Here is a 24,553-nt window from a genome sequence, read left to right on the forward strand (position 1 = left end):
CTAGAAAAACCTATGGTAGGTCGTCCATACGACCTACCGTGGGTCGGTGAGACGACCTACCGTAGGTTTTCTCGGCGACCTACCGTAGAGTCCTTTTTGGGCCATCTGAAGGCATTGACTTAGAGGCCTTGCAATCCCTCTCCAGATCAGGCCTAGCGAGGGGCTAGCTCTTATAAAAGAGCTTCCCCCCATGCTCCAAGCCTAAGGCAAGGAGGATGAGGGGAAGCAATACACATCTACATCTTTATGAAAAATAGGCTGGAGATAGGAGCTTTGGCAACCTCACCCCCAGCATCTCAACCCCTAGGTATCCACACCCAAAAGTCAACTTTTCGGTAACAAATATAGACATTTATCCGAAAACAAAGCCATCTGCAAGCAAAATAGACAGGACTAACCTCCTCCGAAGCTAGTGGGATCCTTCTCCCGAGCGCTCCTCCCCGCTTGAGTGAAGGGGTAAGGCTACGGACTCACGGCTCTACCCTCCTCCCCCAGACCGCTATAGAAGGCATGCTATACACGGGATAGCCTCCGGCAACGAACGAAGCGCCCCCGCCAGTAGGCCATGCTACTAGCGGGGACGCCTTCCCCTAGGAGAAGTGCTCACCGAGCGTGAGCATCCTCCGTGAGGTCTATGACCGAAAGTTTACTTCTGACGGGTGAAAGGCATCGACTCTACATCCTCGTCGATATCTACGTTCTCCGCAGAGTGCTTGCGTGAGATCCTCAGCAGATCTGACTTCTCATCGTAGAAGAAGGCTAGACCCTTGATCTGATCCTTCTGCTCCATAGGATTATGTTCGTTAGGGTTATTCTTACGAGCCTCCACAAAGCGCTCACCGTAGCCGACGAACTCGGAGGACAGAAGGGTCAGCACGCCATCGGCATAGGAGTAGCGTCCAGCAGTGGTCTCCTCGGTATTGAACTCAGAACTTAGATGATCCTTGTACTCTCCTTGAGTAACACGATAGTAGCGGAACTCATAGGAGCCATCAGCCTTGAAGGTCAAGCGATAAGTCTCCGTAAGCTTACCACCACTGGACTGATGAGAGAGCAACCAGGTACCAACAACAGCGGGACCCTTAGGGGTCTGCTCTTCGGTCTGAGTCTTAGGGCTGTCTTTTTGGCAAGACACAAAGCCGAAGCCAAGGGCACCGGCTAGAAGTAGAGAAAAAATCTTCTTCATTGAATTGAGGATAAATAATTGGGGTAAAAGCTACACAGCTTCGAGGAGCTCATAGAGATCCCACAGGGCTGTGTGGCGGATCATAGAGGCGAGAGGGCCATCTCTGGTGAGGGGCTCGCCTTTGGGGAAGAGTGAACCGATTCGAAGGAGAGTATATCGACTCCCAAAATAACAAAGCTACCAAGACCTAGCAGAGATTCATGGTAGCTGTGTGATAGAGATCTGAGGGGAGCGGATAGATCTATCCTGAGACTCGCCTTAGTATAGATACAAAAAGACGAACCCCCGCTTCTTACGAAGCGAGGGTTCATCAAGAGAGGGATTACTCAGCGCTTTCAGCAGCTGGAGCTTCAGCCTTCGTAGAGCGACGTGAACGACGAGTCTTAGGAGCAGCCTTCTTCTCAGCCTTTTCCTTAAGCATGTTCTCGTTGTAGTCTACGAGTTCGATGAAGCAGACAGCAGCGTTGTCACCGAGGCGATGACCCGTCTTGAGGATACGGGTGTAGCCACCTGGACGGTCAGCGATCTTCTCAGCGACAGGGCCGAAGAGCTCCTTGACAGCGTACTTATTCTGCAGCTCAGCGAAGACGATACGGCGAGCGTGCGTGCTGTCTTCCTTAGCACGGGTCAGCAGGGGCTCGACATAGACACGCAGTGCCTTAGCCTTAGCGACCGTGGTGAAGATGCGCTTGTGCAGGATGAGCGATGCCGCCATGTTGGAGAGCATAGACTCACGGTGCGCCTTCTTACGCCCTAGATGATTGAATTTCTTATTATGTCTCATCTTTCTACTTAGTCATTATCTAATTTGTACTTGCTAACATCCATCCCGAAGTCCAGCCCTAGGCGCTCCATGAGATCGTTGAGTTCGTCCATAGACTTCTTACCGAAGTTGCGGAACTTGTTCAGCGTCTCACGATCGAGGACCACCAGGTCAGCGAGCTTGAGGACATTACCAGAGCGGAGGCAGTTCTGAGCACGGACTGAGAGATCGAGATCCTTCAGTTCCGTCTTCAGCAGCTGAGAGATATGATCAATCTCCTGCTGATCTTCTGCTTCGACTACTTCATCTTCCTCTTCGATGGACTCTTCGACCTCTACGGGATCATCCGTGAAGAGGCGGAAGTGGTCGATGAGGATAGCTGCAGCGTCCTTGAGAGCCTGTAGCGGATGGATACTTCCATCGGTCGTGATCTCGAGGATGAGCTTTTCGTAGTCCGTCTTCTGCTCGACACGGTAATTCTCAGTGAAGTACTTGACGTTGCGGATAGGAGTATAGATCGAATCGATAGCGATCGTCTGTAGCTCGTTCTCCTTCGCTGTATCGACCAGCTTCTCGTCAGCAGGGATGTATCCACGTCCCTTGTTGATGGAGAGTTCGATGGTCAGCGAATAGGCTTCGTCAATGTGACAGATGACAAGCTCAGGGTTGAGGACTTCGAAGGAGGCCAGCTTACCATTGAGCTCCCCGGCGAGGAACTGCTTCTGAGAAGAGATCGTCAGGCTGACAGTCTCCTCAGTCGCATCAGGCACAAGGGCACGGAAGCGGACCTGCTTCAGGTTGAGAATGATGTTAGTTACATCCTCCAAGACACCCGGAATAGTAGCAAATTCATGATTGACACCTTCGATCTTGATGGTCGAGATGGCGTAGCCTTCGAGTGAAGAAAGGAGTATGCGGCGCAGGGCATTACCAACAGTGGTAGCGTAGCCCGGCTCCAGAGGACGGAACTCAAACTTAGCGTACGAGTCCGTCGCATCCATCATGAGGACGTTTTCGGGCTTCTGAAATGCTAATATTGCCATGTGAGTGAGATACTAGGGATTATTACTTAGAGTATAGTTCGACGATCAGCTGCTCCTTGATCTCCTCGGGGATATCTTCACGCTGAGGAACGCTGAGGAACTTCCCAGAGAGCGAAGCCTGATTCCACTCAAGCCAGCTGTAGCTGCTGTGGCTACGACCAGCCAGAGAGTCGGTGATGACCTCTAAGCTCTTAGCCTTCTCACGAACACCGACGACCTGACCGGGCTTGAGGGTGTAAGAAGGGATATTGACGACCTGACCATCGACAGTGATGTGACGGTGCGAGACGAGCTGACGAGCAGCAGCACGCGTCTTAGCGATACCGAGGCGGTAGACGACGTTGTCTAGACGGCTCTCGAGGAGCTGAAGGAGCACTTCACCGGTAACCCCCTTAGAACGCTGAGCCTTCTCGAAGAGGTTGCGGAACTGACGCTCAAGTACGCCATAGGTGTACTTAGCCTTCTGCTTTTCCTTAAGCTGGATGCCGTATTCGCTGGTCTTACGACGGCGGTTATTCCCGTGCTGTCCAGGAGGGTAGTTCTTCTTGGAGAGAACCTTGTCAGCACCGAAGATAGGAGCGCCGAGCTTACGGGCGATTTTTGATTTTGGACCTGTATATCTTGCCATTGTCTTCTATTGTTTGGCAGTACGAGACACCTCGTGCGAGGAGGTGTGGCATCCTACGTGAGCTAGAGCGAGACGAAGGTGGACGGAGTGCAGCCGCGACCGGTTATGAGGAGAGGATAGATATATGAAAGTATAGCCAATCTATTCACTCGTCGTCGACCTGATCTTCTTCGCTAGGCCTTCGGTGGATCACCTACGCTCTCGAGACAGACACCCTCTAGTGAGGTATCCAGACGAGAGCTTCTCTATCATGTACTGCGATCTTATGAAACTTCTCTGTGATCTAAAGCGACATCAGGGATTAGACACGACGGCGCTTAGGAGGACGGCAACCATTGTGAGGCATTGGGGTCACGTCGACGATCTCGGTGACTTCGATGCCAGCACCGTGGATGGTACGGATAGCAGACTCACGGCCGTTACCTGGGCCCTTAACGAAGACCTTCACCTTACGGAGGCCGAGGTCGTAAGCGACCTTAGCGCAGTCCTGAGCTGCCATCTGTGCAGCGTAAGGAGTGTTCTTCTTAGAGCTACGGAATCCCATCTTACCAGCGGAAGACCAGCTGATGACCTGACCATCATTGTTGGTCAGAGAGATGATGATGTTATTAAAAGAAGAATGGATGTGAGCCTGACCCACAGCGTCGATCTTGACGACCTTCTTCTTTGCTACTACTTTCTTTGCCATATCAACGTCTATTACTTACTAGCCTTCTTCTTATTTGCGACAGTCTTCTTCTTACCCTTACGAGTACGAGCGTTGTTCTTCGTACTCTGACCGCGTAGAGGCAGACCGATACGGTGACGGACACCACGGTAGCAACCGATGTCCATCAGTCGCTTGATGTTGAGCTGGACTTCGGAGCGAAGATCCCCTTCGACCTTGTATTCAGCGCCGATCACCTCACGGATAGCAGCAGCCTGGTCGTCGGTCCAGTCCTTGACCTTGATATTGCGATCGACCCCAGCCTTATCGAGGATCTTCACAGCGCTGCTGCGACCGATCCCGAAGATGTAAGTCAAGGCAATTTCTCCTCGTTTGTTTTGTGGCAAGTCGACGCCAACAATTCTGATAGCCATACTTATCTTAGTTCGTTTAATATAGTCCGATGGTTAAGACTACCCCTGACGTTGCTTGAACTTGGGGTTCTTCTTGTTGATTACGTACAGACGCCCCTTGCGACGAACGATCTTGCAGTCGGCGGTGCGCTTCTTGAGTGATGCTCTTACTTTCATATCTATATAGGGTTATTTATATCTGAATGATATACGCCCCTTGGTCAAGTCGTAGGGAGACATCTCTACCTTGACCTTGTCACCTGGGAGGATCTTGATGTAGTGCATACGCATCTTCCCAGAGATATGGGCGGTGATGACGTGACCATTCTCTAGCTCCACCTTGAACATAGCGTTCGAGAGGGCTTCGAGGATGACTCCGTCTAGTTCTATAGCTGCTTGCTTCGGCATAAGTGCGATTTACGACTTAAAACTCTCTGTCTACTAAGACTTCCTTGATGAAGTCAAACGAAGATAGGATATCGGCCTTGCCATCACGAATAGCGACACAGTGCTCGAAATGAGCGGATGGCTTACCGGTCTTCGTACGGACGGTCCAGCCATCACGCTCGAAGACGACGTTCTTCGATCCCATGTTGACCATAGGCTCGATGCAGATGCACATCCCTGAGCGGAGCTCGGGACCAGTGCCTCGGCGACCGAAGTTCGGCACACCTGGCTCCTCGTGCATATTCTTCCCGATACCATGTCCCTCCAGCTCGCGGACGATGTGATAGCCTCTAGCTTCGCAGTATTGCTGCACAGCTGCGCCTATATCACCGACACGCTTACCAGCGACGGCATGTTCGATACCGACATAGAGAGACTCCTTGGTGGTGCGGAGCAGGGCGAGTGTCTCAGGAGCTACTTCACCAACGGCGAAGGTATAAGCTGAGTCACCCGTGAATCCTGCCAGCTTCGTACCGCAGTCGACGGAGACGATGTCTCCCTCCTTGAGTACGACCTTGGAGGAAGGGATGCCATGCACCACATGGTCATTGACCGAGGTGCAGAGGCTCCCAGGGAAACCATTATATCCGAGGAAGGCTGGAGTAGCACCGTTGTCACGGATGAACTCCTCAGCACGTCTATCCAGATCCAGAGTCGAGACTCCTGGTGCTATGATCTTAGCGACCTCTGCAAGCGTACGTCCCACCAAAAGATTGGCCGCACGCATGAGCTCGATCTCTTCGTCTGTCTTCAAGTAAATCATCTTAGTAAGCAGCTACTGAGCCTGTACGTCCCTTGATACGACCACTCTTGAGCAGGCCATCGTAGTGGCGCATCAAGAGATGGCTTTCGATCTGCTGCAGGGTATCGAGTACGACACCTACGAGGATCAGGAGAGACGTTCCCCCGAAGAACTGAGCAAATCCCCCTGAGATACCGAGGACACGAGCGAAGGCGGGCATAATAGCCACGATAGCGAGGAAGAAGGCTCCTGGGAGGGTGATGCGGTCCATGATCGCATCAAGGTATTCCTTAGTAGCCTTACCTGGCTTCACACCTGGGATGAACCCGTTGTTGCGCTTCAGGTCGTTAGCCATCTGCGTGGGGTTGATCGTGATCGCCGTGTAGAAGTAGGTGAAGAGGAGGATGAGGATAGCGAAGACAAGGTTGTACCAGACTCCGGTATTGTCCATGAAGGCCTGAATGAAGCCGCTGGTGCTGTCCCCCTGAGCCCAGCTAAGGAGCGTGATAGGGAGCATCATGATCGTCTGCGCGAAGATGATCGGCATGACGTTAGCGGCATTGACCTTCAGAGGGATGTACTGGCGAGCACCGCCGTACTGCTTGTTCCCCACGACACGCTTAGCGTACTGTACGGGCACACGACGTGTCCCCTGTACCAGCAGGATAGCGCCTGCCATGACGAAGAGCAAGAAGACGATCTCGAAGAGGAACCACACGAGCCCCCCGGCACCGCCCGAGGCACGTGTCCCCCACTCAGCGAGGACTGCACTTGGGAGACGAGCGATGATCCCGATCATGATGATCAGAGATACCCCATTACCCAAGCCCTTGTCGGTGATACGTTCGCCGAGCCACAGGACAAACATGCTCCCTGCAGCCATGACGACGATCGCATAGATATCGAACCATAGTCCTTCGGGGAGAGAGCCCCCAGCATTACGCAGCTGCATGTTCAGGTTGACTAGGTAAGCCGAACCCTGGACGAGCAGGAGGAGTACGGTCAGATAGCGTGTCCACTGGTCGATCTTGCGGCGCCCGCTCTCACCTTCCTGCTGTAGCTTCTGGATAGAAGGCACAGCGATAGCGGCGAGCTGCATGACGATAGATGCGGAGATATAAGGCATGATCCCCATAGCGAAGATCGAGGCATTAGAGAATGCCCCCCCGGAGAACATATCCAGGAGTGCCATCAGACCTTCGCTCGTCTGCTTCTGCAGGGCGCTGAGCTGGTTAGGATCGATCCCTGGGATGACGATGTACGACCCCAGGCGATAGATCAGGACGAAAAACAAGGTGGTGAGGATCCGCTGACGCAGTTCCTCGACCTTCCATATGTTCTTCAGTGTCTCTATAAAGCGCATGAGCTACTAGAGTTTTACTGCACTGCCTCCCTGAGCGATGATAGCCGCTTCAGCAGACTTGGAGAAAGCGTTAGCTTCCACTTCAAGCTTCAGGCTGAGCGTACCGTTACCAAGGATCTTGACCAGATCATTCTTACCGATGAGACCGGCTTCGATGAGGTCAGCCTTAGCGACACGGGTGAGGCCCTTAGCCTCAGCTAGGCTCTGGAGCGTAGCGAGGTTGACAGGTGCATATTCGACACGATTGATATTCTTGAAGCCGAACTTAGGCAGGCGGCGCTGGATAGGCATCTGCCCCCCTTCGAAGCCAATCTTCTTAGAATAGCCCGAGCGGCTCTTAGCCCCCTTGTGACCACGAGTAGAAGTACCCCCGAGACCAGAGCCTGGACCACGGCCGATGCGCTTGCGCGTCTTGACTGAGCCCTCTGCGGGCTTCAAACTAGATAAATCCATTTCTTTTTCTGTCTTTCTTTATAGGGTGATTACTCTACGATGCGCACCAGGTGCTTGACCTTCTCGACCATACCACGGATCTGTGGCGTGTCATTGTGCTCGACGATCTGATTGAGCTTCTTGAACCCAAGCGCCTGGAGCGTGAGCTTCTGAGGCTTAGGGCTCTTGATCTTGCTACGTACTTGTTGGATCTTTATCGTTGACATTGTACTTACAGTCTAGTTGTGATGATTAGCCCTTGAATACCTTTTCGACGGAGACACCACGCTGACGAGCGACCATCAGAGGCGAACGCATCTGAGTAAGTGCTTCGATAGTAGCCTTGACGAGGTTGTGTGGGTTAGAAGAGCCCTTGCTCTTAGCGAGGACATCCGTGACACCGACACTCTCTAGGACGGCGCGCATAGCACCCCCAGCCTTCACCCCAGTACCGGCAGAAGCAGGCTTGAGGAAGACGCGAGCACCGCCGAATGAAGCGGACTGCTCATGAGGGATCGTACCCTTGTGGAGAGGGATCTGCTTGAGGTTGCGGCGAGCAGCTGCACCACCCTTCTGGATAGCAGCGGATACTTCGCCAGCCTTACCGAGACCGAAGCCGATGCGACCTTCTTCGTCACCAACGACGACGATAGCAGCGAAGGTGAAGGTGCGGCCCCCCTTGGTCACCTTGGTGACACGGTTGATAGCCACGAGGCGTTCGACGAGCTTATCCTTCTGCTCGGAGTCTCTATTCATCTTTGAGCGATTATCTGACATTGCGATAGACGGTATTAAAAGTTAAGACCTGCCGCACGTGCAGCATCTGCGAGCTCCTTCACACGGCCGTGGTAGAGGTAGCCATTACGGTCAAATACTACGGTGGACACTCCTGCAGCCTGAGCAGCCTTAGCTACTTCTGCTCCGACGAGCGCAGCGATCTCCTTCTTCGTCCCTTCAGCGGTGAGCTTCAGAGAAGAGGCACTAGCCAGGGTGACGCCATCGACATCGTTGATCACCTGAGCATAGATCTGCTTATTGCTTCGGAATACCGTCAGGCGAGGACGCTCTGCCGTACCGCTGATCTTGGCACGTACACGCGTCTTGATCTTCTGTCTTCTTGTTTCTTTCTGTGGCATGATTGCTTTATACGTGTTTATAGCGGTTTACTTACCTGCGCTCTTACCAGACTTGCGACGAACCTCTTCACCTTCGAAGCGAATCCCCTTACCCTTGTAAGGCTCGGGCATACGGAAGGAGCGGATCTTAGCGCAGACCTGACCGAGGAGCTGCTTGTCAGCCGAGGAGAGGATGATCAGAGGGTTCTTGTTACGCTCCGTCTTCGTCTCAACACTGATTTCCTTAGGCAGCTGAAGGAAGACATTGTGCGTGAAGCCAAGGGAGAGCTCGAGGATCTGACCCTGGTTAGAAGCACGATAACCGACCCCTACGAGTTCGAGGGTCTTAGAGAAACCTTCAGAAACCCCAACGACCATATTATGGATTAGGGCTCGGTAGAGACCGTGTAGTGAGCGATCTTCGCGCTCATCACTGCTACGACGTACGATGACCTCGGCACCCTCTACGGCTACCTCGATACGAGCATCGATACTCTGAGAGAGTTCACCCTTAGCGCCCTTGACTGAGACGACGCCATCCTTCACGGACACCGTGACCCCTGCGGGGATGCTTACTGGGTGCTTACCTATTCTTGACATAGTTGTTGTACCTCCTTGCTTTAGTAGATGTAACATAGCACTTCGCCACCCACCTTGAGCTGCGAAGCTTCCTTATCGGTCATGACACCCTTCGAAGTAGAGAGGATAGCGATACCGAGACCATTGAGTACACGAGGCATCTCACGATACCCTACATACTTACGAAGACCTGGGCGAGAGACGCGCTTGAGGGCCTTGAGCGCATTGACGCGGCCCGAACGGTCGTACTTCAGAGCCACCTTGATGCTCCCCTGAGGGCCATCTTCGACGAACTTGAAGTTGAGGATGTACCCCTTGTCGAAGAGGATCTTCGTGATCTCTTTCTTTAGATTAGACGCGGGGATCTCGACCACACGGTGGCCCGCCTTCACTGCATTACGCAGGCGCGTCAGATAATCTGCAATAGGATCTGTCATTAAAACTGAGAATTAAATTGATCCGGACTTCCCGGACAATATTTAAACATACTGCTTGGTGCTCTCTGCCATCTACTTACCTCCCTCACGAGAGGGTATAGAGGCACAAAAAGCATGCAAATTTACGAACTATTTACGACTCCTGCAACTTCCACAAGCATAGGCATATCGTATCAACTCAACGCACCCCAAAATCAGCACCTCTATACCAACCATGAGAAATAGAAAAACCCGTAACCCGTGGAGCGAAACACAAGCACTTCGTTCTTGAGGCACACTCCCCTCAAGCACCCGAGCAAATCACCCGCCACAAAAAACACTCGCCTCAGCTACTCTAGGGTAGCCGAGGCGGGTATCTTATCTATAAAAGGGCTATTATTCCTTCTTTCCGTTTATAAAGGCAGAGACAATACCAGCTATAGAGAGCGTACTAAAGAGCCCCGCTAGCCAAGGCTTGTCCAAGTAAAGAGCCCATGCGGTGATCGCTAAGAATACGAGGAGCGAAAGGAATGCAAAGACCTGTCCGAGCAGACGCTCAGTATGCCCTCGCTTATTATCCCGAGCCAGAAGATCTACACTCTGACGTGCCACCTCATGTCTGAAGCTTCGCTCTTCGTCTGTGATCCGTTGAAAATAAGAGACGAGTCCCGAATCAACCTCTTGATACTTAGCCAGCTCATCAGCAGAGGGCATGGGATTATTATCAATGACAATATGCTCTTCACTGAGCGTCCCTACGGCATCTGGACGCTGGAGGGTAGCGTTCGTGCGCTTGACACTATTCTTGCCCATAGCTCATCCGTATCTTCTGCCAAGCTCTACCCATATCACCCTGAACAGCCTGCCAGTCACTAGCTAGGCGCTCCCGATCACTCATAGTACGGTAGCTTTCGACAAGCTTCTCTAGCCTCTCGATCTCGGGATCCCGTCTACGCATAGGCGGATTGAATATGGAGGTGAACCCCTCTAGGAAAATACGCAGTGCACACATAGCTAATCCTTGATTGTATGAGCTATACAAAGATAGCACTTTCCCCACACCTATGCAGACAAGTCCAGCTGAGACAGAGCATATCCCCCGAAGGAAGCCCAACAAAACCCGCTGCATAGACCTCAAGTTTGAACAAATACTTTCCTCTTAATCACAAGCGATACTCAAGGAAGACAAGAGGCAAAAAGTGACAGCGCCCCTCCGCCACAAGGTAGGCAGAGGGGCGCTGTGATGCTGCTGGGGCTACACTACAGGCGGAAGCCGTAGCTAACACTCCACACGATCGGATACTCCTTGTCCTTCAGCGTGCTCTCCCAACGACTTTTCGTCCCCGACTCATACCGTGACCACCAGGCACTAACCCCGACAGAGAGGCCAAGATAGCTTGACTCCCCGACACCGAAGACCCAGCCAATGGTAGGCGCGACTGCGTAGCTCTCTCTGGAAGACTCATACCAATAAGAAGTGTCTTTACGGCGGACACGTTCAGGCTCGAGCAAGGTCCATCGAGGGAGTACGACCAAACCTAAGAGTCCGACATAACCACCCGTACAGAAGCCAGCCCTCGACGATTCTCCAGAGAAGTAATAACGAGGACCAAACTCCGCCGCAGGAATAAGCCCTAGAAAGGAGAGCTTCTTATCTTCTATTGACAGAGCAGGCACAAGCCCCGCACGAGCGCCCACACTGAAGTGCTGCCCAAGTGGGTGCTCGTAGTAGACACCATTAAATGTACCCAGTTGGAGGCCGAAGGCGGGGCTGACCACCTCCTGAGCCTTAGCGACATGGAGCGACAAAGCGAGGAGCGCTCCAGCAGCAAATAGTTTTGTTTGCATACGCCTATCCTACTTATGATTCTTACTTAGATCAATGAGGCCTCTTCCCAGGCAGAAGTGAGCAGGTTTACCTCCTCCTTCAGTTCAAGCCTTCTGACAGGTAAAGGTAATAAAATAGCAGTCTAGACACGATCCAGCACAAGCCTCTCCAAGCGCCCCTCCCAGCGGGGCAAAATAAAACCTACGGTAGGTCGCCTCAGCGACCCACGGTAGGTCGTCGAGGCGACCCACAGTAGGTTTTCCCGACGACCTACCGTAGGTTCCTTTTCGGGGTCTCCAGAGAGCCCTTTCTAAGCGGGTTTGTAGAGGGCCCAATTTGGAGCAGAACGCTCGTTCTCTTGAGAGCTAAAGGAGAGCCGATCAAGGCGCACCAAGTCAGTGCGTTTCCCCTTTTCGCTATCTTTGTGTAAAGCAATAGTTTAGAAGACATGAATCTACCCTCCATCAAGAAGCTCCTTCTGAGCCGAGGCGCACGAGTACTACTGACCTTCGTTGTAGCGGCACTTGTCGTCATGCTACTAGCCCCAAGAGACAGAAGCTTCCAATATACCTTCAGCAGCGGCAAGCCTTGGGCTTATGACCTCGTCACAGCTCCGTACGACTTCCCCATCTACAAGTCTAGCGAACAGCTACGCATGGAGCAGGACAGCATCCGTCAGGAGACACTACCCGTCTATACCTACGATGCCGACCTCCTTCCCCGCAAGCTCAACCAGCTCCACGATACCTACGAGAAGCGATTCACCACGACGATCCCCCGAGCTTACTATGACTTCCTCAAGGAAGAGCTACGACAGTTCTACACCAACGGGATTATCCAAGCCTCTAACCTCAGCACACTGAAGGAAGCTGGGCTTCTAGAGGTCAACCTCCTTGGTGCGGACAACGTCTTAGCCCGCAAACCCATCACCCAATTCTATAGCTTAAAGGAAGTTTATGATCTGATCTTCGACCATGCGTCGAAGGCTGGACTGCAGCGGGACGAACTGCAGAAGATGAGCGTCGCCTCCTACCTCGAAGACAACATTCGCTACGACAAGGAGTATTCGGCCAAGCTCCTTGATGATGCTCTGGGACGCTTATCCTCTTCGTCGGGACTCGTCCAGCAGGGCGAACGAATCATCGACCGAGGAGAGATCGTCACCCCCTATATATATAATGTACTCCGATCGCTACGCATCGAGCAGGTCGAGCGAATGGGCGGCGAGACGCAGTCGATCTTCAATCTCGGGCTGCTACTCTACTGCGGACTGCTCTTCGGTGTGCTTGCCAGCTACCTCCTCCTCTTCTGCAAGAGCTTCTTGACCCAGCCGAAGAACCTCCTGCTCCTGCTGGTACTCATGCTGAGCTTCATCGTGATGACGGAGCTCCAAGCTAGTACGGGACTCTTCCCCACTCAGGTCATCCCCTACGTGATGTTCCTCTTGCTTCTGCGCATCTTCTTCGGTAGCCACCTTGCGCTCAATGCCTACCTCATCACGATCCTTACCGCAGCTTACTTCGTTCCTTCAGAGCCCCTAGCCTTCATCTTCATCCAGATCACAGCGGGCTTCACAGCGCTCTTCTCCCTGCAGAGCCTCACCTCACGAGGTCAGATCATCCGAGCTGCCTTCGCCGTGTACCTCGTGTATATCGGCTCCTCGATGATCATCCAGCTGATCCACGAAGATGCTATCACCTCAGACTATTGGATCCAACTGCTCTACTACGGGATCAACCTGATCTTCCTGATGTTCTCCTACATCTTGGCCTTCGTCATCGAGCGCATCTTCGACTACGTATCCAATATCCGCCTCGTCGAGCTCAGCGATACCAATATGCCCCTACTTCAGGAGCTCTCCGAGATCGCCCCAGGCACCTTCCAGCACTCCTATCAGGTATCTATCCTGGCCACTGCTGCAGCGATGAAGATCGAAGCTGATGCCCAGCTCGTCCGTACAGGAGCGCTCTACCACGACATCGGCAAGATGCTGCACCCCGAGTTCTTCACTGAGAATTCTCCCGTGAGCAATCCCCATCAGTTCCTCACCTACCAAGAGAGTGCACGCATGATCATCCGCCACGTCACCGATGGCATCACGCTGGCACAGAAGCACGGACTACCCGATCCCGTCATCGAATTCATCCGCACCCATCACGGACGAAGCACCACCCGCTACTTCTACAATTCGTATGCGAATGAGCATCCCGACGAAGAGGTTGATCCCGAACCCTTCACCTACCCAGGGCCCAATCCTTATACCCGAGAGCAGGGGATCCTCATGCTGGCAGACAGCGTAGAGGCAGCTAGTCGTAGCCTCAGCGAATACACCGAAGAAGGCATCCGTAACCTCATCGACAAGATCGTCGATAGCATCGTCGCCGAAGGGCTACTCAACGATACCCCGCTGACCTTCCACGACATCAAGGAGACCAAGGAAGTCTTCTACCTCAAGCTTAAGACGATGTATCACGCACGCATCGCTTACCCCGACAAGAAGAAGTAAGCCCACCCACATGCACTCCCCCATTTTCCTCATCGGCTTCATGGGCTCGGGCAAGAGCACCGTGGGACGGCATCTCGCCGATATCCTTGGCTTCCGATTCATTGATACCGATGTCTTCATCGAGACACGCTTCCGAGAGCGCATCACCGATATCTTTGCTAAGTATGGGGAGGAAACCTTTAGACGCAGGGAGCGCATGGCGATCGAGGAACTGATGAGCATGCCCGAGACGGTATTCGCTACCGGCGGGGGACTCCCTTGCCAAGGCGACACGATGGACCTCCTTCTTGAGGCGGGACGCACGGTCTACCTTCGGGGATCAGTACCTATGTTAGCAGCTCGATTGGAGCTCTGTAAGCGCACCCGCCCCACCATCCGAGACAAGAGCGGTGAGGAGCTCCTCGAGTTCGTCACCAAGAGCTTAGAAGTACGGGGTCCCATCTATGATCGGGCACATTCGATCTACGACATCGACGAAGTAGATACCGTAGCCAAGGAGCGCCTCCTCGCCGAGGAGATCGCCCGAGACCTACAGCTCAAATAAATTCACCCTTCCCGCTCTCCAGGGCCCTCCTCTTTTCCCTCTCCTAAACTCCCCTACACCTAGCCCTAAGCGCCCATATTCCCACCCATACACGCCTCTATCCTTAACCCTAAATACTCCTACCTCCACTGCTAGAGACCCTATTCTCAGCCCTCAAACACCTACCTCCCCTCGCTAGAGAGACCTTTCCCTCTTCTAAATTACTCCTATCCTATCTCCCCGTAAATACTCCTCCTCCCCTACCAGCGGCAAGGCGCAACGACAAGACACATCCGCCAACACAGCGACAAGACGCACAAACAAGCCCCGACGACAAACCACAAAGCAAGAGCGCCGAGAAGTTTCAATTACTTCTCGGCGCTCTTGCCTTATGGTTCGTGACTCCGACAGGATTCAAACCTGTAACCTTCTGATCCGTAGTCAGATGCTCTATTCAGTTGAGCTACGGAGCCTAATTCTAGTTATTGAAAGGGTCTCTTGGACGATTTCGGATGCAAAGGTATACTTTTTTTCTTTACTAGCCAAACAATGGACAAGGAAACTGCATAAAAAAGAAGAGGAGCATCAGGCATACAGCCTAATGCTCCTCTCTAAATTCCACGTAGGACCTTCGCAGATATGGTCTACGAACGACCTACCATTCGCCCCCGTCTTCGATATCGTCGACGTTACCTTCTACAGAGAAGGTGAGCAGGAGGCTAAGATCGTTATTCAGCACGAGCTTGCTGATCTGTGGAGCTTCGTAGAGCTCCTTTTCTAGATGCTTCATCATTTTATTTATTTCGTTGGATTTTACTTGATAACAATTTGGCAATACCAAGACAACATACACTATGAAAAAGGGTGCAAACTGAGAGAAGACTCCTCTAGCTAATAGCCATAAGCTGAGATGGGGAACAAGCCCTCGACTCCAATTACAACCATTTCAAGGCACAAAGGAACAAAAAAAAAGCTAACAAACCAAAAACATGAACCTCATCACCTCTCCCCAACCTTCCCTAAAGAAAGCCTTCCCTTGAAGTCTACATCGCCCCCAAGAGAGGGAAGATAAGAGAAGGAAAGAAGAGAGGAAGGGAGCACGGGGGCAGCCTCGTGCTCCTTCTTCCATAGGTATCCCCACACTAGGCAGGGAGATAGCAGGTGAATGGTCGATGGAAGAGAGCTTAGGAGGCTCCTCCCTCTTGGATGATCCCATTGCCTCCCTAACAGAGAGGGTCAAGAGGAGATCCTAGTCATACTCCAGAGTTAGCACATCCGACTCTAGAGCTTTACGCTATTTTTCTGTTCGTCTTAGTAGCCTTAAGGGAGAGACCCTATATCTTCTTCAGACGCATAACGACATTATAGAATTTACCCTGCTTGGTAGCCTCCTGCTGCGACTTATTTTCAAGGTTAGTCCTATTATGACGCGACGGGTGAGTAGTAAGCGGACTAGATCCCGAAGCCGCATCCTTACCAAATCGAATACCACCCATACCTTCTACTCCAGTGAAGATATAGATCGTGTAGGCTGGATCATCCTTAGGTGCAGTCTCAGCACCACCTTCCGTCGCAGGACCGTTGAGTGTAATCGGCTGCCCGTCCGTAAAGGGATAGAACTTCGCCACAGAGGTCTTTGGCTTAACTCTGAAAGTCGGCTTCGCAAACCCATTCGAAGGAGTCGTATGCAGAATCATACCAATACTTGCATAGGGACCAACGATCATACCATTGAAGAGGAGATTGTATCCATGAAGGGGATTACGAAACCTAACAGAGACAAACTGGCCAAAGAGACGGAAGCGATGCCCCTTGCTATCAAAGTCAACATCAGACCCTGAGCCGCCAGGAGTCAATCTAACCCCTTCGCTAACAAAGATCGGGTTGAACTGCGAGAGATTCATCCCATTAGTCGTGCGGACAGCCTTATTGAAAGACTCATAAGTAATGGGCTTATCATCGCCAGGATAGGTGTAATCTCCACCAATGAAGATACTGACCTTGGCATCACGGAGCTCTTCTTTGGTAAAACTCCCCACATCGACAGACCCTCTCCATGAGATCTTACCATCCACGATCGGGAGAGTTACTTCTCTAGATATCCCCTTAGTAGAAGTATAGAGACAGAGGATAGCCTTGACTGACTCCGTCTTGGCTATCTTGACAGATGTGATCTTATTCCCGCGCACATCAGCTGTAAGACTGAGACCTCGACCTTCAACATCAACAACAGGCACATCTTCACGCTCACCTTCGATATGGAGGTTGATTGAGGTTTGCTCTTGGTCATTGCCCTTGACTACAGGTTCGTCTACAACCTTAGAGCAGGCAGAGAAGGTGAGTAGAGCCACCGAGCATAGGAGTAGAAATTTCTTCATACTTTACTTCTTATTCTTCTTATTTGATACTATTTTGAGAGAGGTCACATGAGCCGAGCATGGATGAGGCTTGGGCTCTGTGAAAGAAAGAGGCCGAATAACAACCGACCCTTTCGAGGAGAGATAGACGAGGAGGGTGCTTCATGAGTAGCGACCTCTCCAGGGCATATATACATACGAGGCAGGGAGCATAAGCTCATGGAAGCACCTCGGATTAATAACAATAAACCGAGGTAAAAGATCAAGTTTTCACTCCCTATTCTTCGATTTAGAGGTACAAAGGAACAAAAAAATCCCTAAACAACAAACACAGACTACCTCTACAACAACTCTATCCTAAAGTCCTCCACCAATAAGCACCAACTCCAGAGGCAAGAGACCCGCCTTGAGACGAGAAGAAGAAAGAGAAGAGAAATGCAGGAAAGCAAACCACACCACCTTGCCTTGAGAGCAAACGACCTCTACCCTATCATTCCGCCAACTAATAGAGCTACACTACCGAGCTACCATATTCAGAGAATGGATCATAAAAGGAGAGCGAGAGCTCTGAGATCGCATGATCTCAGAGCTCTCGCTCCACATTTATTGTAAGAGAGAAAGCCTACAGCAAAGGCCCTCCTAAGATCTAAGGCTGGGGACGCTTCTGGAGCGTAAGGAAGAGGTTGTAGAACTTCCCCGTGCGCTCATTCTCATCGAAGGACTTCTGAAGGTTCGTATAGTTGTAGGAGGATCCATGCTCAGAAGTAAAGGGCGAGACACCCGTCACAGCATCCTTACCGAAACGGAAACCTCCCGCCCACTGCGCTGGCGTATGGATGTAGACCGTGTAGGCAGGGTCACCCGTGGGGACACTCGTCTGCCCTTCGCTTGCAGGACCATTGAGAGTAATCGTTCGTCCATCAGAGAAGGGATAGAAGATACCAATACCTGGACGTGCCAATCCCCTGGTGTTGCCCTCTTCCTTGAAGCCCAAAGTTGGTGCTGTGCTAGAAGATGTCTGATTAGGAGTCTTGAGCTGGAAGCCTTGGTTAGCAAAAGCATCGACGATGATCCCATTGAATTTAAGGTTGAAGCCTGGGCGTGGATTACGGAAGCGCAGCGAGACAAAGTGCCCGAAGAGACGGAAGCGATGCCCCTTACTATCGAAGTCCACATCGGAGCTTGAGCCACCAGGGCTAACGGGCACACCACGGCTGAAGAAGATAGGATTGAACTGGGTGAGGTTCATCTTATCCCGGGTAGGAATAGGATTAATCGAGGGCTTGTAGATGACGGGCTTGTCATCACCCTCATAAATATAGTCACCCCCGACGTAGATATCCATCTTGGCATCACGAAGGAGCTCCTTCGATGCCCCATTGAGGTTTATACTTCCCTTGAAGACGAACTTCCGGCCATTGACATCGAACTTAACTCGACGAGTGAAGCCCTTACCCTCCTTGTTGTAGATGCAGACGATCCCATCGACCTGCTGAGAGAACTCAAGCGTAATAGAAGTGATCTTCTTGTTCGCCACATTGCCCGTGAGATTGATCGCACGGCCCGAAGCGTCGACCATAGGTATATCTTCACGCTCGCCCTCGATATTGAGATGGATCGTAGAGTTCTGCTCTGGGATGTTTACCGATGGCTCATCCACCTGCTTGGAGCAGGAGGTCAGCGCCAAGACGGCACTAGAAAAAAGGAGCAAGAAATTCTTCATAAGCATGCTATTAATTTACGTGTTAGTGGCCTGCACAGCGAAGTGAGATAGCAAGAGCGAACGTGTACGCAACTAAACATCCTCTAGATCTAAGGGAAAAATCACGCCCAAAGATAGCCTCTAAACCTCCCACCTTCTCGAGCACAAAGGAACAAAAAATACCGAACACCATCCGCCCCCAAGAAGGAGACACGCACACAGGGTCTCCCCAAGGGAACCCCTGCATCATATCACCAAGTAGTCCTCACCAAGTAGCTACCCTCATTCAGCAGGGACTCAAGAAAAAGAGACATCTATCCCCTCAGTCATGAGCAAGCGGGGCAATGGAAGCAGGGAGGGAGGAGCAAGGAGAACCCATACAAAAGAGCGAGGAGCAGATCATCTGTCGTGATCTACTCCTCGATGGTGGTCAGCATCATCAGCTGTCAGAGCGGAAGACGGGGCTCAAACCCGCGACCCTTAGCTTGGAAGGCTAATGCTCTATCAACTGAGCTACTTCCGCATTCCTTATATTGGAAGCAATTGTGGTGGGCAGTGATGGATTCGAACCACCGAAGGCGTAAGCCAGCTGAGTTACAGTCAGCCCCATTTGGCCACTCTGGTAACTGCCCATTCCGTTTGTTTGCAGTGCAAAGGTACAAACTATTTGTGAACTGTGCAAATAGGGCGGCACATTTTGAGTGCAGTCTCTGCTGCCTCTGCGCCCTTATTGCCCAGTCGCCCCCCTGCACGCTCCTCAGCCTGCGCCATCGTCTCGGTAGTAAGCACCCCGAAGATGACGGGGGCTGGCTTCATCTGAGATCCCAGCGTGGTACCCATATTCAGCTGTGAGATACCGAAGGTCACCCCTTGGCAGATGTAGTCGAAGTGGGGGGTATCTCCACGGACGACACAGCCGATAGCGATGACGGCATCCACACCATCATTCAGCAAGCGAGCCGAAGCATTCACGAGCTCGAAAGCCCCAGGCACACGGAAGACCGCGATCTCCCTCACCTTCTGAGTGCGAAGCACCTCCAGAGCACCCTCTAGGAGGGGCTCGGTGATGTTGTTATTCCACTCTGCTACGGCGATGCCGATGTGCAAGCCCTCCCCAGAGGGGACGGGGCTGTGATGCAGGGATTGTATATGGTCTATTGTAGACATAGGCTTAGGGGGAAGACTACTTACCCTGAGCAGCCTGAGCACGAAGGAGGTCAGCCTCTACCGTCTCCGCTTCGGGAGTCGTGTAGTACTTCGTCTTGACTTCATTGTACAGGGCGATCGCCTTGTCGTACTTACCGAGCTTCTCATAGACGTGACCCGCCTTGATGAGGCAGCTGGGGGAGATCGCTTCGCTAGCAGCGGTCTTAGCTGCAGCTTCGTAGGTCTTGACAGCTTCCTCGAGCTTACCGAGCTGGACGAGGCAGTCGCCGATCATACGCTGTACCGAAGGAGCGACGACAGTCTCATCAGTGGAGAACTTCTTCAGCTCAGCGAGCGCTTCCTGATACTTACCCTGATCATAGAGGCAGATACCGCTATAAGCATGAGCCAGATTAGCAGCGTCCGTGCCAGAGAAGTTCTTGGCGATGGCTTCGAAGCCCAGAGCGCCAGCACCCTGCCCCTTGAGGGCTAGGCTATCCTGACCGAGCATGAAGCTATCTTCGGCGACAAACATCTGTGCCGTGGCCTTCTCGCCCTTAGGGATTTGCACAAAGCGATGGTAGGCGAAGACTCCTAGTGCGATGACAAGGAGGGCTGCCACTGCGATGATGATCTTCTTGCCATGACGCTCGAAGAAGAGTTCACCCTTGAGTACCTGTTCGTCGATCGTGTCTAGGGTATCGTGCTCACGATGCTCTTGATGTGCCATACGGATTTATCTTGTTTTTTGTTGGTTAGTCTGTTCAATCAGTGGGGCAAAGATACGATTTTCCAAGGAACTACGAGCAGAAACCCTTCACCCTCACTAGGGCTGGTGCGTGAGGGCGCAACACCCAGACAAGCGCCCCATCCCCACAGAGCGATAGCATGAGCTCCAGCAGCGCTGAGACTCCACTAATATATAGCCGATCTCGTGGGGATATCTCCGAAGTCAAACACACCCTCGTTAGGCTGTACATCCACGGACATAGAAGAGCCCTAAAAGGGACCTACCGTGGATCGCAAATAAAACCTACTGTGGGTCGCACCACCGACCCACGGTAGGTCGTCGAGGCGACCTACCGTAGGTCTCTTCGACGGGGGGTACAAAGAGAAGCCCCTCATGAGTCTGTCAAGCGACTCATGAGGGGCTGTTGCTACCCGTGAAAAGTAGTGGGCGGCTTATCTCTAGAAGCGGAGCCCTACCCCGATGTAGAAGGAGGCATTCTTCAGGCTCTCGGCATCGGCCTTCTTCTTATAGATATTGGTCAGACCGATATCCGAACCGAGGCGAACATAGAGGCTGCTCAGCGAGAGTGCTACCGAGGCATTCACCCCAGCTTCAAAGCGGCGGAAGCCTTCGTTCTCCAGATTCTGAAGCACATCCTTGAATGAAGATTCGCAGGAGACCCCATAGGAGAAGGAGGGACCAGCTTCGAAGGAGAGGGCGACGATATTCCCCAGCCCAGCACGCAGACCGAGATTGACGGGGACACTCAGATAGTTGAGCGTCGCAGTGTGCCCATTCACCTTGCTCCCATTCTGCTGGAAGGCCAGACCTGGGGCGAAGTAAAGAGGACCCAAGAGGCTGAACTCCACAGCACCTGCGACACGGAAGCCCGAGCGCATCTTGTAGTCCTTGACGGAGAGACCCTTGGAGTTATTGACGATGTGTGTCGAGAAGTTGCCAGCAACTTCGACACGGGGATGAATACCTTGTGCCTGAACTTGTGTGACGAGCCCTACAGAGAGGAAAGCAAACAAGGCGTAAACGAACTTCTTCATGATTGCGTAGTGTTTGAATTACTAATATGGGATACGGACTTACGTTAGAGCAGGTGACCTTCGTCCTAAAGAGATAACGCTGCGAGGTGACCCAGCTAGTATCACCTCGTCAGCGGGAGTGGGAGGGAAGCTCTAGCCTTTAGCGGCGGGAGCGGCTACGCTTTGCGCGGTCTTTGTCTTTATACTTATCGAAGGCGCCATCTCCAGAGCGAGCACCACCCTTGCGGTGGGGCTTACGTTCGGATGAGAAGCCTCCTGCCGAGCGCTTCGGACGATGCTCCTTGCGCCCCGAGCCTTCAGCGCCGAGTGCATCAGCGTAGTCTACTGCGATGCGACGACCATCGACTTCGTAGCTACTCATCGAGCGAATGACCTCCTGAGCATCGGCTTCCTCGACCTCGAAGAAGGAGAAGCGAGGTAGCAGGTCGATCTTACCGATCTTCACTCGGCCTGGGACACACTTATTGATGAGTTCGATGAGCTTGTTGGGGAACATGCGGTCGAGCTTACCGAAGTTGATGAAGAGACGCTTCATCCCTTCTTCGGCGACAGCATTACGCTTGTCACGCTTCTTACCTTCCTTGCCATCGCTAGCCAGACGACCCTTGTCATCCGCTTCTTCGATCACCTCCTCGCTCTCATAATAGTCTAGCAGACGGCGATGCTCGAGGAGCATCAGACGACGGACCAGCTCCTCACGGTCGATCCAGTCGAGCTTGCGCACGAGATCGGGCAGGACAGCATCGAGTGTCGTGTCATCCGTCAGCTCGACACGCTCGATGCGGTCAGCCAGATGGAAGAGCTGCTTCTGGCAGATCTCACTCCCCGAGGGCAGATGCTTGCGCTCGATGGTAGCATGAGAGATGCGCTCGATGTCTCGAAGGCGACCACGCTCACGGCTATGACAGATGGCGATGGAGATCCCCATCTTACCCGCACGGGCGGTACGGCCACTGCGGTGGGTGTAGCTCTCGATATCGTCGGGCAGACCATAGTGGATGACGTGCGTCAGGTCATCGACATCCAGCCCACGAGCAGCCACGTCGGTAGCGACGAGGAGCTGTAGATTGCGGATGCGAAACTTCTGCATCACATAGTCACGCTGTGCCTGAGAGAGTTCGCCATGGAGGGCATCAGCATTGTAGCCATCACGGATGAGCTGGTCGGCGATCTCCTGTGTCTCCTTACGGGTACGGCAGAAGATGATCCCATAGATATCGGGGTAGTAGTCGGCGATGCGCTTCAGGGCAAGATACTTGTGCCGAGCGGAGACGACGTAGTAATAGTGGCGGATATTCTTGTTGCCTTCGTTCTTCGTCCCGACGATGATCTCCTTGGGCTCGTGCATGTAGGAGGCAGCGATGGAGCTGATCTCTCGGGGCATGGTAGCGGAGAAGAGCAGGAGGTGGCGCTCCTGAGGCACTTGCGCTAGGATCGTCTGCAGGCTCTCAGAGAAGCCCATGGTGAGCATCTCATCCGCTTCGTCGAGGACTACGGTCTCGATGGCATCTAGGCTAGCAGCACCTCGCTCCATCAGATCAATGAGTCGGCCTGGTGTGGCCACGATGACCTCTACCCCACGGCGCAGGGTGCGGATCTGTGCTTCGATAGAGGAGCCCCCGTAGACGGGGAGGATACGTACCGTGGGCTGGTACTTGCTGTAGGCCGTGAGATCGTCAGCGATCTGCAGACACAGCTCACGAGTAGGACAGAGCACGAGGGCACGGGGCACACCAGTAGCTCCGTCGGAGGAGGCGAGGCTTCGCTCGACGTTCTGCAGGAGGGGCAGACCAAAGGCAGCGGTCTTCCCCGTCCCCGTCTGCGCTAGGGCAATGAGGTCAATGGGTTCTCCTAGGAGGTAGGGGATCACAGCCTCCTGCACGGGCATGGGCTGCTGGTAGCCGAGCTCTAATACGGCACGGCAGATAGGGGCACTTACCCCTAGTTCTTCGAATGTCATCTAATGTACTTTGCTCTCCTCGCTTCTCCCTTGATGAGGGTAGCTAGCGAGGGATGTATACTCCGCTGAAGTCCATCAGACCGACCTCCTGGGGGCATACCATGAATAATGAAAAGGATGAGTCCCTCGCCGGAAGCCTCTCCCGAGACGCACCGAGGGTACTTGATAAGAGTCTTATCAGGACGGACTACTTGCCCTCGGGGCTAACGAGCTCACGGCTCTTGTCTCCGAGGTAGCCTCCGTGGTGACGGAGCGAATAGTCCTGATAGGTGAAGCCGATGCGCTGCATCACACTCACCACGAGGAGGTCACCCAGCACCGTCATCACGGTCGTGCTGGTCGTCGGGGTAAGCCCTAGCGGGCAGACTTCGGGAGGATTGCCCGTGGAGAGGGTGACCTCGACAAGCTCTGAGAGCGGGCTCCCTGTGTTCCCCGTGATGAGGATGAAGGGGAGCGTAGGGTACATGCGGCGCGTGAGAGCGACGAGCTCCAGCACCTCACGAGTCTTGCCCGAATTGCTGATCAAGAGCATCAGGTCATCGGCACAGACCATCCCCAGATCACCATGCTGCGCTTCGCTGGGATGCAGGAAGTAGGCGGGTGTACCTGTGGAGCTGAAGGTCGTAGCGATGTTGTGGGCGATCTGTCCAGCCTTGCCCATCCCAGAAGTGATGAGTCGTCCCCCCTTCTGATGGACGCGATCCAGAATCAAGGAGATAGCTGCTTCATAGTCGTTGGTAGCGGGGATAGAACGGAGAGCATCGACCTCTGCGGCGAGGATCTCCGGGATAGTATATTGCTTAGACATGTCGCTTGTGGGCAAAACGGTTTCTTACACACAAAGATATATTATTCCAGCGAGAGCATCTAAGAGAGTGCATGGGAGCACCCAAAATAAAACCCACTGTGGGTCGTCCTTGCGACCCACGGTAGGTCGGTCGACCGACCCACAGTAGGTTTTTTCGGCGACCTA

The 24,553-nt window shown here is 52.9% G+C and carries 29 protein-coding genes and 3 tRNA genes; 2 read left to right on the forward strand and 30 right to left on the reverse strand.

The annotated features are described in order from the left end of the window. Window positions 1–646: 646 nt before the first annotated feature. The 19 genes from Q0336_RS05830 to Q0336_RS05920 all read right to left on the reverse strand — a co-directional run bounded on the left by Q0336_RS05830 (window position 647) and on the right by Q0336_RS05920 (window position 11,621). Complete coding sequence (locus tag Q0336_RS05830) at window positions 647–1,186, reverse strand: lipocalin family protein (RefSeq protein WP_298526580.1); 540 nt, start codon at window positions 1,184–1,186, stop codon at window positions 647–649. A 322-nt stretch (window positions 1,187–1,508) separates the two neighbouring features. Then, a complete protein-coding gene (gene rplQ, locus Q0336_RS05835) occupies window positions 1,509–1,970 on the reverse strand; it encodes a 50S ribosomal protein L17 (protein ID WP_021667863.1) in 462 nt (153 codons plus the stop codon). Window positions 1,971–1,978: 8 nt separating this feature from the next. Further along, window positions 1,979–2,992, reverse strand: coding sequence for a DNA-directed RNA polymerase subunit alpha (locus tag Q0336_RS05840; protein WP_298526582.1), 1,014 nt, complete (start codon window positions 2,990–2,992; stop codon window positions 1,979–1,981). A gap of 22 nt (window positions 2,993–3,014) precedes the next feature. Beyond that, window positions 3,015–3,620 carry a 30S ribosomal protein S4 gene (gene rpsD, locus Q0336_RS05845; RefSeq protein ID WP_298526584.1) on the reverse strand — a complete coding sequence of 202 codons (606 nt, stop codon included), beginning with the start codon at window positions 3,618–3,620 and terminating at the stop codon, window positions 3,015–3,017. A 301-nt stretch (window positions 3,621–3,921) separates the two neighbouring features. Further along, complete coding sequence (gene rpsK, locus Q0336_RS05850; RefSeq protein WP_005468193.1) at window positions 3,922–4,308, reverse strand: 30S ribosomal protein S11; 387 nt, start codon at window positions 4,306–4,308, stop codon at window positions 3,922–3,924. A gap of 11 nt (window positions 4,309–4,319) precedes the next feature. After that, the gene (gene rpsM / locus Q0336_RS05855) at window positions 4,320–4,700 is read right to left on the reverse strand and encodes a 30S ribosomal protein S13 (RefSeq protein WP_298526587.1); all 381 of its coding nucleotides are present in this window, start codon (window positions 4,698–4,700) and stop codon (window positions 4,320–4,322) included. Window positions 4,701–4,739: 39 nt separating this feature from the next. Then, window positions 4,740–4,856 carry a type B 50S ribosomal protein L36 gene (gene ykgO, locus Q0336_RS05860; protein WP_009433293.1) on the reverse strand — a complete coding sequence of 39 codons (117 nt, stop codon included), beginning with the start codon at window positions 4,854–4,856 and terminating at the stop codon, window positions 4,740–4,742. 12 nt (window positions 4,857–4,868) lie between these two features. Beyond that, complete coding sequence (gene infA / locus Q0336_RS05865) at window positions 4,869–5,087, reverse strand: translation initiation factor IF-1 (protein WP_005468188.1); 219 nt, start codon at window positions 5,085–5,087, stop codon at window positions 4,869–4,871. 16 nt (window positions 5,088–5,103) lie between these two features. Continuing rightward, entirely contained in the window at window positions 5,104–5,889 is a 786-nt protein-coding gene (gene map, locus Q0336_RS05870) for a type I methionyl aminopeptidase (RefSeq protein ID WP_298526589.1), read from the reverse strand. 1 nt (window position 5,890) lies between these two features. Next, window positions 5,891–7,231, reverse strand: a complete 1,341-nt coding sequence (gene secY / locus Q0336_RS05875) for a preprotein translocase subunit SecY (protein WP_298526591.1) — start codon at window positions 7,229–7,231, stop codon at window positions 5,891–5,893. 6 nt (window positions 7,232–7,237) lie between these two features. Next, entirely contained in the window at window positions 7,238–7,684 is a 447-nt protein-coding gene (gene rplO, locus Q0336_RS05880; RefSeq protein WP_021667857.1) for a 50S ribosomal protein L15, read from the reverse strand. Window positions 7,685–7,713: 29 nt separating this feature from the next. Next, complete coding sequence (gene rpmD, locus Q0336_RS05885; RefSeq protein WP_298526593.1) at window positions 7,714–7,890, reverse strand: 50S ribosomal protein L30; 177 nt, start codon at window positions 7,888–7,890, stop codon at window positions 7,714–7,716. A 25-nt stretch (window positions 7,891–7,915) separates the two neighbouring features. Beyond that, window positions 7,916–8,440 carry a 30S ribosomal protein S5 gene (rpsE, locus tag Q0336_RS05890; RefSeq protein ID WP_298526595.1) on the reverse strand — a complete coding sequence of 175 codons (525 nt, stop codon included), beginning with the start codon at window positions 8,438–8,440 and terminating at the stop codon, window positions 7,916–7,918. A 14-nt stretch (window positions 8,441–8,454) separates the two neighbouring features. Further along, window positions 8,455–8,799 (reverse strand): 50S ribosomal protein L18, encoded by a 345-nt coding sequence (rplR, locus tag Q0336_RS05895; protein WP_298526597.1) that lies wholly within the window; start codon window positions 8,797–8,799, stop codon window positions 8,455–8,457. Between the two features lie 27 nt (window positions 8,800–8,826). Beyond that, on the reverse strand, window positions 8,827–9,378 hold the full coding sequence (gene rplF, locus Q0336_RS05900) for a 50S ribosomal protein L6 (protein WP_298526599.1): 552 nt from the start codon (window positions 9,376–9,378) through the stop codon (window positions 8,827–8,829). A gap of 20 nt (window positions 9,379–9,398) precedes the next feature. Continuing rightward, window positions 9,399–9,794: a 30S ribosomal protein S8 gene (rpsH, locus tag Q0336_RS05905; protein WP_009433286.1), complete on the reverse strand. Its 396-nt coding sequence runs from the start codon at window positions 9,792–9,794 to the stop codon at window positions 9,399–9,401. Between the two features lie 375 nt (window positions 9,795–10,169). Next, window positions 10,170–10,586 (reverse strand): hypothetical protein, encoded by a 417-nt coding sequence (locus tag Q0336_RS05910; protein WP_298526601.1) that lies wholly within the window; start codon window positions 10,584–10,586, stop codon window positions 10,170–10,172. Beyond that, window positions 10,573–10,731, reverse strand: a complete 159-nt coding sequence (locus tag Q0336_RS05915; RefSeq protein WP_298526603.1) for a hypothetical protein — start codon at window positions 10,729–10,731, stop codon at window positions 10,573–10,575. Before Q0336_RS05915 ends, Q0336_RS05910 begins: the two co-directional genes overlap by 14 nt. Window positions 10,732–11,033: 302 nt before the next feature. After that, window positions 11,034–11,621 (reverse strand): hypothetical protein, encoded by a 588-nt coding sequence (locus Q0336_RS05920; RefSeq protein ID WP_298526605.1) that lies wholly within the window; start codon window positions 11,619–11,621, stop codon window positions 11,034–11,036. A 428-nt stretch (window positions 11,622–12,049) separates the two neighbouring features. On the opposite strand from Q0336_RS05920, the gene Q0336_RS05925 reads away from it, so the two are divergent. Beyond that, window positions 12,050–14,107 carry an HDIG domain-containing metalloprotein gene (locus Q0336_RS05925; RefSeq protein ID WP_298526607.1) on the forward strand — a complete coding sequence of 686 codons (2,058 nt, stop codon included), beginning with the start codon at window positions 12,050–12,052 and terminating at the stop codon, window positions 14,105–14,107. A gap of 10 nt (window positions 14,108–14,117) precedes the next feature. Then, window positions 14,118–14,651 carry a shikimate kinase gene (locus tag Q0336_RS05930; protein ID WP_298526608.1) on the forward strand — a complete coding sequence of 178 codons (534 nt, stop codon included), beginning with the start codon at window positions 14,118–14,120 and terminating at the stop codon, window positions 14,649–14,651. Window positions 14,652–15,029: 378 nt separating this feature from the next. Here Q0336_RS05930 and Q0336_RS05935 read toward each other — a convergent pair. The 11 genes from Q0336_RS05935 to Q0336_RS05985 form a co-directional block, all read right to left on the reverse strand. Continuing rightward, window positions 15,030–15,103: transfer RNA gene (locus Q0336_RS05935), tRNA-Arg, on the reverse strand. A 182-nt stretch (window positions 15,104–15,285) separates the two neighbouring features. Then, window positions 15,286–15,423 (reverse strand): hypothetical protein, encoded by a 138-nt coding sequence (locus Q0336_RS05940; RefSeq protein ID WP_298526610.1) that lies wholly within the window; start codon window positions 15,421–15,423, stop codon window positions 15,286–15,288. A 541-nt stretch (window positions 15,424–15,964) separates the two neighbouring features. After that, a complete protein-coding gene (locus Q0336_RS05945) occupies window positions 15,965–17,008 on the reverse strand; it encodes a hypothetical protein (RefSeq protein ID WP_298526612.1) in 1,044 nt (347 codons plus the stop codon). 625 nt (window positions 17,009–17,633) lie between these two features. Then, complete coding sequence (locus Q0336_RS05950) at window positions 17,634–18,710, reverse strand: hypothetical protein (protein ID WP_298526614.1); 1,077 nt, start codon at window positions 18,708–18,710, stop codon at window positions 17,634–17,636. Window positions 18,711–19,139: 429 nt separating this feature from the next. Then, a tRNA-Gly gene (locus Q0336_RS05955) sits at window positions 19,140–19,212 on the reverse strand. A 23-nt stretch (window positions 19,213–19,235) separates the two neighbouring features. Next, a tRNA-Tyr gene (locus Q0336_RS05960) sits at window positions 19,236–19,321 on the reverse strand. Between the two features lie 31 nt (window positions 19,322–19,352). Further along, window positions 19,353–19,856, reverse strand: a complete 504-nt coding sequence (gene ribH / locus Q0336_RS05965) for a 6,7-dimethyl-8-ribityllumazine synthase (RefSeq protein WP_298526616.1) — start codon at window positions 19,854–19,856, stop codon at window positions 19,353–19,355. Window positions 19,857–19,872: 16 nt separating this feature from the next. Next, window positions 19,873–20,565, reverse strand: a complete 693-nt coding sequence (locus tag Q0336_RS05970) for a tetratricopeptide repeat protein (RefSeq protein ID WP_298526618.1) — start codon at window positions 20,563–20,565, stop codon at window positions 19,873–19,875. 458 nt (window positions 20,566–21,023) lie between these two features. Continuing rightward, window positions 21,024–21,620, reverse strand: coding sequence for a porin family protein (locus Q0336_RS05975; protein WP_298526620.1), 597 nt, complete (start codon window positions 21,618–21,620; stop codon window positions 21,024–21,026). 139 nt (window positions 21,621–21,759) lie between these two features. Further along, a complete protein-coding gene (locus Q0336_RS05980) occupies window positions 21,760–23,580 on the reverse strand; it encodes a DEAD/DEAH box helicase (protein ID WP_298526622.1) in 1,821 nt (606 codons plus the stop codon). A gap of 187 nt (window positions 23,581–23,767) precedes the next feature. Then, window positions 23,768–24,388 carry an SIS domain-containing protein gene (locus Q0336_RS05985; protein WP_298526624.1) on the reverse strand — a complete coding sequence of 207 codons (621 nt, stop codon included), beginning with the start codon at window positions 24,386–24,388 and terminating at the stop codon, window positions 23,768–23,770. Window positions 24,389–24,553: the final 165 nt, after the last annotated feature.

This window comes from uncultured Porphyromonas sp. (assembly GCF_938039215.1).
Classification (GTDB): Bacteria; Bacteroidota; Bacteroidia; order Bacteroidales; family Porphyromonadaceae; genus Porphyromonas.

Bases quoted from the DNA above. Each gene is read 5' to 3' on its own strand.
- Q0336_RS05830 (WP_298526580.1), bottom strand. From the start codon at position 1,186: ATGAAGAAGATTTTTTCTCTACTTCTAGCCGGTGCCCTTGGCTTCGGC.
- rplQ (WP_021667863.1), bottom strand. From the start codon at position 1,970: ATGAGACATAATAAGAAATTCAATCATCTAGGGCGTAAGAAGGCGCAC.
- Q0336_RS05840 (WP_298526582.1), bottom strand. From the start codon at position 2,992: ATGGCAATATTAGCATTTCAGAAGCCCGAAAACGTCCTCATGATGGAT.
- rpsD (WP_298526584.1), bottom strand. From the start codon at position 3,620: ATGGCAAGATATACAGGTCCAAAATCAAAAATCGCCCGTAAGCTCGGC.
- rpsK (WP_005468193.1), bottom strand. From the start codon at position 4,308: ATGGCAAAGAAAGTAGTAGCAAAGAAGAAGGTCGTCAAGATCGACGCT.
- rpsM (WP_298526587.1), bottom strand. From the start codon at position 4,700: ATGGCTATCAGAATTGTTGGCGTCGACTTGCCACAAAACAAACGAGGA.
- ykgO (WP_009433293.1), bottom strand. From the start codon at position 4,856: ATGAAAGTAAGAGCATCACTCAAGAAGCGCACCGCCGACTGCAAGATC.
- infA (WP_005468188.1), bottom strand. From the start codon at position 5,087: ATGCCGAAGCAAGCAGCTATAGAACTAGACGGAGTCATCCTCGAAGCC.
- map (WP_298526589.1), bottom strand. From the start codon at position 5,889: ATGATTTACTTGAAGACAGACGAAGAGATCGAGCTCATGCGTGCGGCC.
- secY (WP_298526591.1), bottom strand. From the start codon at position 7,231: ATGCGCTTTATAGAGACACTGAAGAACATATGGAAGGTCGAGGAACTG.
- rplO (WP_021667857.1), bottom strand. From the start codon at position 7,684: ATGGATTTATCTAGTTTGAAGCCCGCAGAGGGCTCAGTCAAGACGCGC.
- rpmD (WP_298526593.1), bottom strand. From the start codon at position 7,890: ATGTCAACGATAAAGATCCAACAAGTACGTAGCAAGATCAAGAGCCCT.
- rpsE (WP_298526595.1), bottom strand. From the start codon at position 8,440: ATGTCAGATAATCGCTCAAAGATGAATAGAGACTCCGAGCAGAAGGAT.
- rplR (WP_298526597.1), bottom strand. From the start codon at position 8,799: ATGCCACAGAAAGAAACAAGAAGACAGAAGATCAAGACGCGTGTACGT.
- rplF (WP_298526599.1), bottom strand. From the start codon at position 9,378: ATGTCAAGAATAGGTAAGCACCCAGTAAGCATCCCCGCAGGGGTCACG.
- rpsH (WP_009433286.1), bottom strand. From the start codon at position 9,794: ATGACAGATCCTATTGCAGATTATCTGACGCGCCTGCGTAATGCAGTG.
- Q0336_RS05910 (WP_298526601.1), bottom strand. From the start codon at position 10,586: ATGGGCAAGAATAGTGTCAAGCGCACGAACGCTACCCTCCAGCGTCCA.
- Q0336_RS05915 (WP_298526603.1), bottom strand. From the start codon at position 10,731: ATGCGTAGACGGGATCCCGAGATCGAGAGGCTAGAGAAGCTTGTCGAA.
- Q0336_RS05920 (WP_298526605.1), bottom strand. From the start codon at position 11,621: ATGCAAACAAAACTATTTGCTGCTGGAGCGCTCCTCGCTTTGTCGCTC.
- Q0336_RS05925 (WP_298526607.1), top strand. From the start codon at position 12,050: ATGAATCTACCCTCCATCAAGAAGCTCCTTCTGAGCCGAGGCGCACGA.
- Q0336_RS05930 (WP_298526608.1), top strand. From the start codon at position 14,118: ATGCACTCCCCCATTTTCCTCATCGGCTTCATGGGCTCGGGCAAGAGC.
- Q0336_RS05940 (WP_298526610.1), bottom strand. From the start codon at position 15,423: ATGATGAAGCATCTAGAAAAGGAGCTCTACGAAGCTCCACAGATCAGC.
- Q0336_RS05945 (WP_298526612.1), bottom strand. From the start codon at position 17,008: ATGAAGAAATTTCTACTCCTATGCTCGGTGGCTCTACTCACCTTCTCT.
- Q0336_RS05950 (WP_298526614.1), bottom strand. From the start codon at position 18,710: ATGAAGAATTTCTTGCTCCTTTTTTCTAGTGCCGTCTTGGCGCTGACC.
- ribH (WP_298526616.1), bottom strand. From the start codon at position 19,856: ATGTCTACAATAGACCATATACAATCCCTGCATCACAGCCCCGTCCCC.
- Q0336_RS05970 (WP_298526618.1), bottom strand. From the start codon at position 20,565: ATGGCACATCAAGAGCATCGTGAGCACGATACCCTAGACACGATCGAC.
- Q0336_RS05975 (WP_298526620.1), bottom strand. From the start codon at position 21,620: ATGAAGAAGTTCGTTTACGCCTTGTTTGCTTTCCTCTCTGTAGGGCTC.
- Q0336_RS05980 (WP_298526622.1), bottom strand. From the start codon at position 23,580: ATGACATTCGAAGAACTAGGGGTAAGTGCCCCTATCTGCCGTGCCGTA.
- Q0336_RS05985 (WP_298526624.1), bottom strand. From the start codon at position 24,388: ATGTCTAAGCAATATACTATCCCGGAGATCCTCGCCGCAGAGGTCGAT.